Source organism: Kingella pumchi (assembly GCF_022288825.1).
Classification (GTDB): domain Bacteria; phylum Pseudomonadota; class Gammaproteobacteria; order Burkholderiales; family Neisseriaceae; genus Kingella_D; species Kingella_D pumchi.
This window is the reverse complement of the sequence record NZ_JAKOOW010000026.1, coordinates 146,045-157,458: the sequence shown is the minus strand read 5'-3', so window position 1 is coordinate 157,458 and position 11,414 is coordinate 146,045. Positions and strand designations below refer to the sequence as shown.

The 11,414-nt window shown below is 58.3% G+C and carries 8 protein-coding genes; all 8 read left to right on the top strand.

Annotated features, from left to right (window positions below; translation table 11 throughout):
- Positions 1–117 precede the first annotated feature (117 nt).
- The 8 genes from MB824_RS08260 (at position 118) to narI (ending at position 11,185) form a co-directional block, all read left to right on the top strand.
- The gene (locus MB824_RS08260) at positions 118–2,010 is read left to right on the top strand and encodes a type IV pili methyl-accepting chemotaxis transducer N-terminal domain-containing protein (protein ID WP_238747973.1); all 1,893 of its coding nucleotides are present in this window, start codon (positions 118–120) and stop codon (positions 2,008–2,010) included.
- Complete coding sequence (locus MB824_RS08255) at positions 2,007–2,684, top strand: response regulator (RefSeq protein WP_238747972.1); 678 nt, start codon at positions 2,007–2,009, stop codon at positions 2,682–2,684. The genes MB824_RS08260 and MB824_RS08255 overlap by 4 nt, the downstream gene beginning before the upstream one ends.
- A gap of 172 nt (positions 2,685–2,856) precedes the next feature.
- Entirely contained in the window at positions 2,857–3,612 is a 756-nt protein-coding gene (locus tag MB824_RS08250; protein ID WP_238747971.1) for a HesA/MoeB/ThiF family protein, read from the top strand.
- A gap of 394 nt (positions 3,613–4,006) precedes the next feature.
- Positions 4,007–7,717, top strand: coding sequence for a nitrate reductase subunit alpha (locus MB824_RS08245; protein WP_238747970.1), 3,711 nt, complete (start codon positions 4,007–4,009; stop codon positions 7,715–7,717).
- 80 nt (positions 7,718–7,797) lie between these two features.
- The gene (locus MB824_RS08240) at positions 7,798–8,154 is read left to right on the top strand and encodes a cupin domain-containing protein (protein ID WP_238747968.1); all 357 of its coding nucleotides are present in this window, start codon (positions 7,798–7,800) and stop codon (positions 8,152–8,154) included.
- A gap of 73 nt (positions 8,155–8,227) precedes the next feature.
- The gene (gene narH, locus MB824_RS08235) at positions 8,228–9,799 is read left to right on the top strand and encodes a nitrate reductase subunit beta (RefSeq protein ID WP_238747966.1); all 1,572 of its coding nucleotides are present in this window, start codon (positions 8,228–8,230) and stop codon (positions 9,797–9,799) included.
- Positions 9,799–10,458 carry a nitrate reductase molybdenum cofactor assembly chaperone gene (narJ, locus tag MB824_RS08230; protein WP_238747964.1) on the top strand — a complete coding sequence of 220 codons (660 nt, stop codon included), beginning with the start codon at positions 9,799–9,801 and terminating at the stop codon, positions 10,456–10,458. The genes narH and narJ overlap by 1 nt, the downstream gene beginning before the upstream one ends.
- Positions 10,459–10,480: 22 nt before the next feature.
- The gene (gene narI, locus MB824_RS08225; RefSeq protein ID WP_238747962.1) at positions 10,481–11,185 is read left to right on the top strand and encodes a respiratory nitrate reductase subunit gamma; all 705 of its coding nucleotides are present in this window, start codon (positions 10,481–10,483) and stop codon (positions 11,183–11,185) included.
- Positions 11,186–11,414 lie beyond the last annotated feature (229 nt).

Genomic DNA, 11,414 nt, shown 5'->3' with positions numbered 1-11,414 from the left:
ATACCCCCCAGCCGCAACACGGGTCTTCCCGCAAGTGTCTGATGATTTTACATATTCCGGTTCAATTATACGAACTTATATTATCATTATTACAACAACCCCCAACACCGCTTTACCATGAACCGATTTGCCAGTCTGACTTTACGTCTGAAATTTTTTACCGCGCTGTGGATTGCCGTATCGGTTGCTTCAATCGTGTTTACGCTGTATTTGTCGCTGTGGCTGGAAGGAAATGCGGCGGCGATCAATGATTTGGGCAGCCTGCGTTTTCAAAGCTACCGGCTGGCGCTTTTGGTTGAAGAAAACGCGCCGCAATCTGAAATCGATGCCCACATCAGCCGCTTCGACCAGGTTTTGGCAACGGTGCGCCGCGGCGATCCGCGGCGGCCGCTCTCGCTGCCGGATGATCCGAAAGTCATGGCGAAAATGGCGGATTTGGAGCGGCAATGGCAGCAAACGGTCAAACCGTTTTTTCAGGCTGCCTCGGAAAATGAAAAAAACAGCACCGCTAAATTGGACGGTTTTTTAAACACAATCAATGAAGTAGTCGGCGAAGTGGAACGCACCAGCGCCACTTACATTACTTGGCTGCGCTTTTTCCAAAGCGGCCTGCTGGCGCTGGTGCTGGTCAGCTCGGCGGTGATGATTTGGCTGACGCGGCTGTGGATTATCGACCCGCTGCAGGAATTGTTGCGCGGCGTGCAGGCCATTGGCGACGGCCGCTTCGGGCTGCAGATGCAGACGGCAGGGCCGTCCGAATTTGCCGAAGTAAGCGGCGGTTTCAACCAGATGAGCAGCCGTTTGAGCCAGCTTTACAGCGGCTTGGAGCAGGAAGTGGCCGAAAAAACCCGCGATTTGGAGCGCAAAAACTTTATTCTTGGCGTGCTCTATTCTTTTTCCGCGGTGCTGAACCGGCCGCAAACCGCCGCCGAAGCGGCCGGGGTATTTTTGGAACGGGTGTTGCAGGTTGCCGAAGCGGATGCCGGCAGCGTGCGCCTGATCGACCCGCGCCGCCAGCGCATGGATTTGGCCGCCCATATCGGGCTGCCTGAAGAATTGAAGCATTCCGAAGCCTGCTCGAAAATCGGCGACTGCCTGTGCGGCATTGCCGTGCAGAACAACGAAGCGCACACCGTCCGTTTTTACGACAGCCGCCCGGCGGCAGACAACGAACACAGCTACGAATGCCGCCGCTTGGGCTTTGGCGATTTGCGCGTGCTGCCCATCCGCTACAAAGAGCAGGATATCGGCATCGTTACCCTGTATTTCAGGCAGCCTCAGGAGATTAGCGACACCATTACCGAGCTGCTGGAACTTTTGTGCAGCCAGTTTGGCGTTGTTGTCAGCAATACCCGCTTGGGCGAAGAGAGCCGTCAGCTGGCCGTTTTGCAGGAGCGCAACCTGATTGCCCAGGGCCTGCACGACAGCATCGCGCAAACGCTGGCCTTTCTTAATTTGCAGGTACAGATGCTCGAAAGTGCCCTGCAGTCCGGCAGCAGCGATCTGGCCGGCGAAAACCTGCAATTTATCAAAAGCGGCGTGCAGGAATGCTATGAAGACGTGCGCGAGCTGCTCTTAAACTTCCGCACCAAAATCGCCCGCCGCGACTTTGCCGAAGCCGCCGACGAGCTGGTCGAGCGCTTCCACCGCCAAACCGGCATCGCCGCCCATATCGACTGGATTGGCGACCAGGGCCCGCCGCTTTCCAGCGACCAGCAGCTGCAGTGCATCTTTATCCTGCAGGAGAGCTTGTCCAATATCCGCAAGCACGCCCAGGCCGACCAGGTAAACATCGAAATCGACAATGGCCGCGATTTCGTGATGACGATTACCGACAACGGCCGCGGCTTCGATACCGAGCATCTTGAGCGCCTGCCTGGCAACCATGTCGGCCTGAACATCATGCACGAACGCGCCGGCCGCATCCGTGCCGAACTCAAACTCACTTCCCAACCCGGTCAGACCCGCATCCGCCTGTTCCTGCCCGAGCAAGAAAGACATCCCGCATGAACGAGTCCCGCCCCATCCGCATCGTCCTGATCGACGACCACACCCTGTTTCGCAGCGGCATCAAAGCCCTGCTCGCCCGCCAGAGCGGCTTTGAAGTGGTCGGTGAAGCATCCGACGGCCTCTCCGGCATCAAAACCGTCCGCCAGACCGACCCCGATATTGTCCTTTTGGACTTGGATATGCCGGTGATGAACGGCCGAGAAACCCTCGCCCAAATCCTCAGCGTGCGCCCGCACCAGTGCGTGGTGATGCTCACCGTATCCGAAGACGGCGAAGACCTGCTCGAATGCATGCGCTTAGGCGCACACGGTTTTTTGCTAAAAAACATCAATGCCGACTTTCTCACCGAATCCATCCGCAACGCCGCCGAAGGCAACAACGTCTTTTCGCCCGAGATGATGGCCAATATGGTGCAGTCGCTGATCCGCCCGGCCAAGCCGGCCGAAGACCAGCGCCTGGAAGAGCTGACTTCGCGCGAATTGGAAGTGCTCGGCTATCTGGCCGCCGGCCACAGCAACAAAATTATCGCCCGCAGCCTGGATTTGGCGGAATCGACGGTAAAAGTTTATGTGCAGAACATCCTGCGCAAGCTCGAACTCACCAGCCGCGTGCAGGCCGCCGTTTATGCCGTCCAGCACAAAGTGCCCGTACCGGCACCGCCCGAAGCGGAATAACACCGGCGCCCTGCCCTGCACCGCCTTTTCGGGTTTCAGGCTGCCTGCCGCCCAAGCAGCCTGAAAACAGACAATCAAACGCTTTTCAGGCTGCTTTTACCCACAATCCGTGAATAAAAGCAGCCTGAAAACCACTTCCCAGCCTTTCAGGCTGCCTTAATGCGAAACCGCCATGAACGACCAAGAACTTCTGCGCTACAGCCGCCACATCCTGCTCGACGAAATCGACATCGGCGGCCAGCAGCGCCTGCTTAATTCCGCCGCGCTGGTAGTCGGCTGCGGCGGTTTGGGTGCCGCCGCCCTGCCCTATCTGGCCGCCGCCGGCGTCGGCCGTCTGCTGATTGCCGATGACGACACCGTGGAATGGAGCAATCTGCAGCGCCAGGTCAGCTATGGCGAAAGCGACGTCGGCAGCCTGAAAACCGCAGCAATGGCCGCCCGCCTGCACGCAATCAATTCAAGCTGTCGCATCGAAACCTTCGGCCGTCTCGACGAAGCCGCCCTGCGCGCTCTGCTGCCGCAATGCGGCGTGGTGCTCGACTGCTGCGACAATTTTGCCACCCGCCGCGCCGTCAATGCCGCTGCCCACGCGACCGGCACGCCGCTGGTTTCCGGTGCCGCGGTGCGCTTTTCCGGCCAGCTGGCGGTGTTCCGCCACGACCTACCCGAGCAGCCCTGCTACGCCTGCCTGTTTGGCGAACCCGAAGGCGGCGACGGTAGCTGCGCGCTCACCGGCGTATTCTCGCCGCTGGTCGGCGTGATCGGCGCGATACAGGCGGTCGAAGCGCTGAAAATCCTGCTCGGCCTGCCCGCCCAGCCGGCGGGACTGCACTGCTACGACGCCCTTGCCGGCAGCTGGCAGCATTTTGCCGCTACCAAAAATCCGGCTTGTCCGGTTTGCTCGCCAAACAAGGGCAAAGCAGCCTGAAAAGGTTTTCAGGCTGCTTGTGAAACGGCTTGGCGCATTGTTATTGCAAAAGTATTTTTCGTTTTCGCTATCAGTTCGAAAGACAAATCCAAACAGGCAGCCTGAAACTTTCAGGCTGCTTTTTTTGCTGCCGGATGGCTGCTGGAGCGGCTTTTCAGGCTGCCCACCCTAGCCCGCCGCCATGCCTTACTAATACTAAAGGAGTAGTTCGGGCTATTTCCAAAGCAAGTCCCCCTCCCCTGCTTACGCCCTAGCGCACCGCCCCTTTCGGCGCATTTTTTTCGGCCTGTGTTTCCCTTACCATTCCGTGCCATAACGGATAAGGTGTTTTCAGGCTGCCTGAAGCCGCCTGCAACACAGCCAAACAAATCCGCAGCAAACTAAGGAATACACAATGAGCCTCTTTTTAGACCGTCTGACCTTTTTCAAGCGCAAACGCGAACCTTTTGCCGACGGCCACGGCGTGCTGATAGACGAAGACCGCAAATGGGAAAACGCCTACCGCAGCCGCTGGGCGCACGACCGCATCGCCCGCTCCACTCATGGCGTGAACTGTACCGGTTCGTGCTCGTGGAAGATTTACGTGAAAAACGGCATCATCACTTGGGAAACCCAGCAAACCGACTATCCGCGCACGCGCCCGGATCTGCCCAACCACGAGCCGCGTGGCTGTCCGCGCGGGGCTTCTTACAGCTGGTATGTGTATTCCGCCCAGCGCATCAAATATCCGATGATGCGCGGCGCGCTGGCCGAATTGTGGCGCGAAGCGCGCAAAACCAAAGACCCGATTGAAGCGTGGAAATGGATCGTCGAAGACCCCGAGCGCTCGAAATCCTACAAATCGCAGCGCGGCTTGGGCGGCTTTGTGCGCTCCAACTGGGACGAAGCCTATGAAATGGTGGCCGCCGCCAACTGCTACACCATCAAAAAATACGGCCCCGACCGCATCGTCGGCTTCTCGCCGATTCCTGCGATGTCGATGATCAGCTACGCTTCCGGTGCCCGCTATCTGGGCTTGATTGGCGGCGTACCGCTGTCGTTTTACGACTGGTATTGCGACCTGCCGCCCGCCAGCCCGCAGACTTGGGGCGAGCAGACCGACGTGGCCGAGTCGGCCGACTGGTACAACTCTAACTATCTCTTGGTATGGGGCTCGAACCTGCCGATGACGCGCACGCCCGACGCGCACTTTTATACCGAAGTGCGCTACAAAGGCACGAAAACCGTGGCGGTGTCGTCCGACTTCGGCGAAATGGCGAAGTTCAGCGACATCTGGCTGGCACCGCGCCAGGGCACGGATGCCGCGCTTTCGATGGCGATGGGGCATGTGATTTTGCAGGAATTCCACATCAACAAGCCTTCGGACTATTTCCAAGACTACTGCCGCCGCCTCACCGACATGCCGGTGCTGGTGCGCCTGCAACGCGACGGCGAACACTACAAACCCGAATACACCCTGCGCGCTTCGCAGCTTGACAACAATTTCGGCGAAGAGAAAAACCCCGATTGGAAAGTGCTGGTGTGGGACGAAACGTCCGACACGCTGGCCGTGCCCAACGGCTGCATCGGCTTCCGCTGGGACGGCAGCAAAAAATGGAATCTCGAAACCAAAGCGCAGGGGCGCGACAACGTGCACGCCGCACTGAGCCTGAAAGAGCGTTCAGACGACGTGGTGCGCGTGGGTTTCGACTACTTCGGCGGCGAATACGACGAAGACAAGGTGTACCGCAAAGTGCCGGTCAAACACGTGAGATTGGCCGACGGCAGCATTGCACCGGTGGCCACCGTGTTCGACCTCTTGGTGGCGCAATACGGCGTGAACAACGGCCTGGACGACGAAGCCGCCGCCAAAGATTATTTCGACGACAAGCCCTACACCCCGAAATGGCAGGAAAAACACACCGGCGTGCCTGCCGAGCGTGTGATTCAGGTGGCTCGCGAGTTCGGCCAGAACGCGCACGACACCAAAGGCCGCAGCATGGTCATCGTCGGCGCGGGTATCAACCACTGGTACTACCTCGACATGAACTACCGGGGCATCATCAACATGCTGATGATGTGCGGCACTATCGGCAAATCCGGCGGCGGCTGGTGCCACTACGTCGGCCAGGAAAAACTGCGCCCGCAGTCCGGCTGGGCGCCGCTCACCTTCGGCCTAGACTGGCACCGCCCCGCCCGCCAGATGGCCGGTACTTCCTTCTTCTACGCCCACACCAGCCAATACCGCCACGAAACGCTGGCGGCCGACGAGCTGCTCTCGCCCGATGCGCACGACGATATGCGCCGCCTCACCATGATCGACTACAACGCCAAAGCCGAGCGCATGGGCTGGACGCCGTCTGCACCGCAGCTGGAAACCAACCCGCTGGATGTAACCGACGCGGCCGAAGCGGCGGGCATGAATCCGGTGGATTATGTGGTCAAAGGCTTAAAAGAAGGCAGCCTGAATATGTCTTGCGACGACCCCGAGAACCCGAAAAACTGGCCGCGCAATATGTTTATCTGGCGCTCCAATATTTTGGGTTCTTCGGGCAAAGGCCACGAATACTTCCTCAAATACCTGCTCGGCACGCAAAACGGCCTGATGAGCGACGAAGAAGACTGCCTCAAGCCCAGCGAAGTCACCCAGCGTCCGCCCGTGGAAGGCAAACTGGATTTGTTCACGCTGTTGGATTTCCGCATGAACACCACCTGCCTGTATGCCGACGTGATTTTCCCCACCGCCACTTGGTACGAGAAAAACGATCTCAATACCTCCGACATGCACCCCTTTATCCACCCGTTTACCGAAGCCGTGCAACCCTTGTGGCAGAGCCGCTCCGACTGGGAAATCTACAAAGGCTTGGCAAAAAAATTCAGCGAGTTGGCCAAAGACTATTTGGGCGTGCGCAAAGACATCGTGCTCACCCCGCTGATGCACGACAGCCCGCAGGAGCTCGGCCAGCCTTTCGACCCGAAAGACTGGAAACTGGGCGAATGCGAGCCGATTCCCGGCAAAACCATGCCCGCGATGACGGTAGTCGAGCGCGACTACGGCGCCATCTATGAAAAATACACCTCCATCGGCCCGCTGCTGGAAAAGGTCAACAACAACGGCAAAGGCATGGCTTGGGACACCAAGCACGAAGTCGAATACCTGCGCAAACTCAACGGCGTGCGTGCCGAAGGCGCGGGCAAAGGCCAGCCGAAAATCGAAACCGCCATCGACGCCGCCGAGATGATTCTGACCCTTGCGCCAGAAACCAACGGCCACGTGGCCAAAAAAGCCTGGCAGGCGCTGGGCAACATCACCGGCCGCGACCATACCCATCTGATCAACGCCAGCGAGCACACCCACATCGCCTTCCGCGACATCGTTGCCCAGCCGCGCAAAATCGTTACCTCGCCGATTTGGTCGGGCGTGGAAAGCGAAACCGTGTGCTACACCGCAGGCTACACCAACGTACACGAGCTGATTCCGTGGCGCACCCTGACCGGCCGCCAGCAGTTTTACCAGGACCACAAATGGATGCGCGATTTCGGCGTGAGCTTCTGCGCCTACCGCCCCGCCGTGGACACCAAAACCACCAAAAAACTGTTGGGCAAAATGCCCAACGGCAACCCGGAAATCACGCTTAATTTCCTGACCCCGCACCAAAAATGGGGCATCCACAGCACCTATTCGGAAAACCTGCGTATGCTCACGCTCTCGCGAGGCGGCCCGCACGTGTGGATTTCCGAGATTGACGCGAAAAAAGCAGGCTTGGTCGATAACGACTGGGTGGAAGTGTTCAACACCAACGGCGCGATTGCCTGCCGCGTAATTGTGAGCCAGCGCATTCCCGAAACCATGATTCTGATGTACCACGCACAGGAAAAACTGGTGCACACCCCGGGTGCGGAAACCACCAAAAAACGCGGCGGCATCCACAATTCCGTAACCAAAGCGGTGTTGAACCCCACGCACATGATCGGTGGCTACGCCCAGCTTGCCTACAGCTTCAACTACTACGGCACCGTCGGCTCCAACCGCGACGAATGGGTGATTGTGCGCAAGATGAAAGACATCGACTGGATGGACGAACCGGCCGAAGAAAGTGAGAAAACCGAGCCGCACGCCCTGTAGTTCAGCTTCTGCCTTTCAGGCTGCCTTAACAAAGCAGTCTGAAAGGCAGCCTGAAAACGCCGAATAAAGGAGTAAACATCATGCACATCCCGCAAATCATCCGTTTTGCCGACTACCTCAAAGACGGCGGCACCGAATCCGTGCGCACCGTGCTGCACCACGACCACCACGACAACATGGTGCTGTGGCAGATACCGCCCGGCACCAGCCTGCCCGCCCACCGCCATCCGCACGGCACCGATATTTGGATTGTGCTGCAAGGCGAAGCCGAGCTGCTCGACGACGAAAACAGCGGCCGCACCATCCGTGCGGGCGAAAGCGTCATCGTCGGCCTGCACCAGATACACGGCGCGCGCAACAGGGCGGATGCCAAAGAGGACTGCATCCTTGTTTCCGTTATCAGCCCCCGCGCAGGCTTTGAAGCCGCACCGAAGTAGCACACCAAACCTTTTCAGACGGCCTTAAAGGCAGCCTGAAAACACAGAACACAAAACCACAAGGAACACCCATATGAAAATCAGAGCGCAAGTCGGCATGGTACTCAACCTCGACAAATGTATCGGCTGCCACACCTGCTCCGTAACCTGCAAAAACGTTTGGACAAGCCGCGACGGCGTGGAATACGCCTGGTTCAACAACGTCGAAACCAAGCCCGGCATCGGTTTTCCGAAAAACTGGGAAGACCAGGAAAAATGGAAGGGCGGCTGGGTGCGCAAACCCAACGGCAAACTCGTACCCAAGCAGGGCGGCCGTCTGAAAATCCTGTCCAACATTTTCTCCAACCCCAACCTGCCGCAAATCGACGACTACTACGAGCCGTTCACTTACGACTACGAGCACCTGCAAAACGCACCGCGCATGAAAACCCCGCCCACCGCGCGGCCGATTTCCGTGCTTACCGGCAAGAAAATGGACAAAGTCGAATGGGGCCCCAACTGGGAAGACGATTTGGCGGGCGAATTTGAAAAACGCGCCAAAGACACCCTGTTTGAAGGCATCCAAAAAGAAATGATGGGCGCGTTTGAGCAGACCTTTATGATGTACCTGCCGCGCCTGTGCGAACACTGCCTCAACCCCACCTGCGTCGCCTCCTGCCCCTCCGGCAGCATCTACAAACGCGAAGACGACGGCATCGTGTTGATCGACCAAGACAAATGCCGTGGCTGGCGTATGTGCATTTCAGGCTGCCCCTACAAAAAAATCTACTACAACTGGGTGAGCGGCAAGGCCGAAAAATGTATTTTCTGCTATCCGCGCATCGAAGCGGGCGAACCGACCATCTGCTCGGAAACCTGCGTCGGCCGCATCCGCTATCTGGGCGTGCTGCTGTATGACGCCGACAAAATCCAGGAAGCCGCCAGCGTGGAAGACCCGCAGGACTTGTACGAAGCCCAGCTCGGCGTGTTCCTTAACCCGCACGACCCCGAAATCGAGCGCGAAGCCTTGAAACAGGGCATCAGCCAAAACTGGCTCGATGCGGCGAAAAAATCGCCGGTGTACAAAATGGCCGTGGATTGGAAAATCGCCTTCCCGCTGCATCCCGAATACCGCACCCTGCCGATGGTTTGGTACATCCCGCCCTTGTCGCCGATCCAGTCGGCCATTGAAAACGGCTTTGTCGGCGAAAACGGCATCATCCCCAGCGTCGATGAAATGCGCATCCCGCTGCGTTATCTCGCCAACCTCTTAACCGCCGGCAAAATCGAGCCGGTACGCGACGCCCTTGAGCGCATGATCGCCATGCGCCGCTTCAAGCGCGGCCAGATCGTCGAAGGCGAAACGCTGGAACAGACATTGGACGGCACGGGCCTCACCCCGGCCATGGTGGAAGACATGTACCAGATTCTCGCCATCGCCAACTACGAAGACCGCTTTGTCATCCCCGCCTCACACAAAGAAATGGTGGAAAACAGCTTTGAAGACAAAGCCAGCTGCGGCTTCAGCTTCGGTAACGGCTGCTCGGGCGACGATGCCGACGGTCTGACCCAAGAGAGCCTGTTTGGCAAGCGTAAAGCCTCGCCGATTATTTTTGTCGAACGGCGCAAAGACATCGAGAAAAACAAAGAAGAAGGAGTGCGCTGATGGCCGCCAATCCTTTGGTGTACAAATGGCTCTCCGCGCTGATGTGCTACCCCGATCAGGATTTGCTCGATGCGCTGCCCGAGTTTCAGGCTGCCTTAAACGAGTGGCCTGAGCTGGCCGCAAACCAAGCGGATTTGCAGGCGCTGCTCGATCACTTGGGCAGCCGCAGCCTGCGCGAATTGCAGGAAGACTACGTTTTGGTGTTCGACCGCACCCGCCAGCACGCGCTGTATATTTTCGAGCACGTTTACGGCGAAGACCGCGACCGCGGCAGCGCAATGGTCGATCTGCTCGAAGAATACCGCCGCTACGGCTTCGAGCTGGGCGACGACGAGCTGCCCGACTACCTGCCGGCGCTGCTGGAATTTTTCGCCCACATCCCGCCCGAAGACGCGGCCAAACTGTTGGGCGACGCCGTGCACGTGATCAACCACATCGGCAAAAACCTGACTACCTACGGCTCGCCCTACGCCGCATTGCTTCAGGCTGCCGTCGCCTTAAGCCCGGTCGAACCCAAACCGCTGACCGAACCGCCGGTGCGCGATATGGACGAAGCAATGGAAACATTCGGCCCCGACATCCAAGGCATCGAACCGCTGCTCAAACCCGCCAGCGACATCCAAACCATACAGTTCTACCCCAACGGCCGCCCCGCATAAGGCAGCCTGAAAAGGAATTACCATGAACGAACTCAATACCTTCCACCAGTTTTTCTTCGGCATTTATCCCTATATCTGCCTGGCCGTATTTTTCTTCGGCAGCCTGATGCGTTTCGACCGCGAGCAGTACACCTGGAAAAGCGATTCCAGCGAACTGCTCTACCGCGGCCAGCTGCGGCTGGGCAGCGTGCTGTTTCACGTCGGCGTGCTGGCGGTATTCGGCGGCCATTTGTTCGGTCTGCTTACACCTTTGTGGTTTTGGGACGCCATCGGCGTAACTCACAGCGCCAAGCAGGTATTTGCCATGACCATGGGCGGCATCTTCGGCACCACCGCCCTGATCGGTCTGATTATCCTGATCAACCGCCGCTTTAAAATCGACCGCATCAGCATCAACAGCACCTGGCGCGACAAGCTGGTTCTGATCTGGATTCTGATTACCCTGCTCTTGGGTCTGTCCACCATCGTCGTCAGCATGGGGCATCTGGACGGTCACGAAATGGTCAAACTGATGCAGTGGGCGCAGCACATCGTTACCTTCCGCGGCGGTGCGGCAGGCTATATCGAAGATGCCAACTTCCTGTTCAAACTGCACATCTTTATGGGTATGACCTTTTTCTTTATCTTCCCCTTTACCCGTATGGTGCATGTATGGAGCGGCTTTGCCAGCGCGTTCTACCTGATCCGCCCCTGGCAACTGGTGCGCCGCCGCAACGGCACCCGCTGATTAACAAGCCGGCTGCGCCAGATAAGCCATGCAGAAGCAGCCTGAAAGCGCAATCCCACTTTCGGACTAGTCCGTCGGTATGCTTTTCAGGCTGCCTTAATTTCCTATAATCGCGCCCGCGAAGGCAGTCCGAACGGCCGTCCTGCAACACGCAAGACGGCCGCTTTATTTTGTCCGCCACACCGGCGGGCATCGCCAACCCCAAAGGCAGCCTGAAAGCCGACGCCCT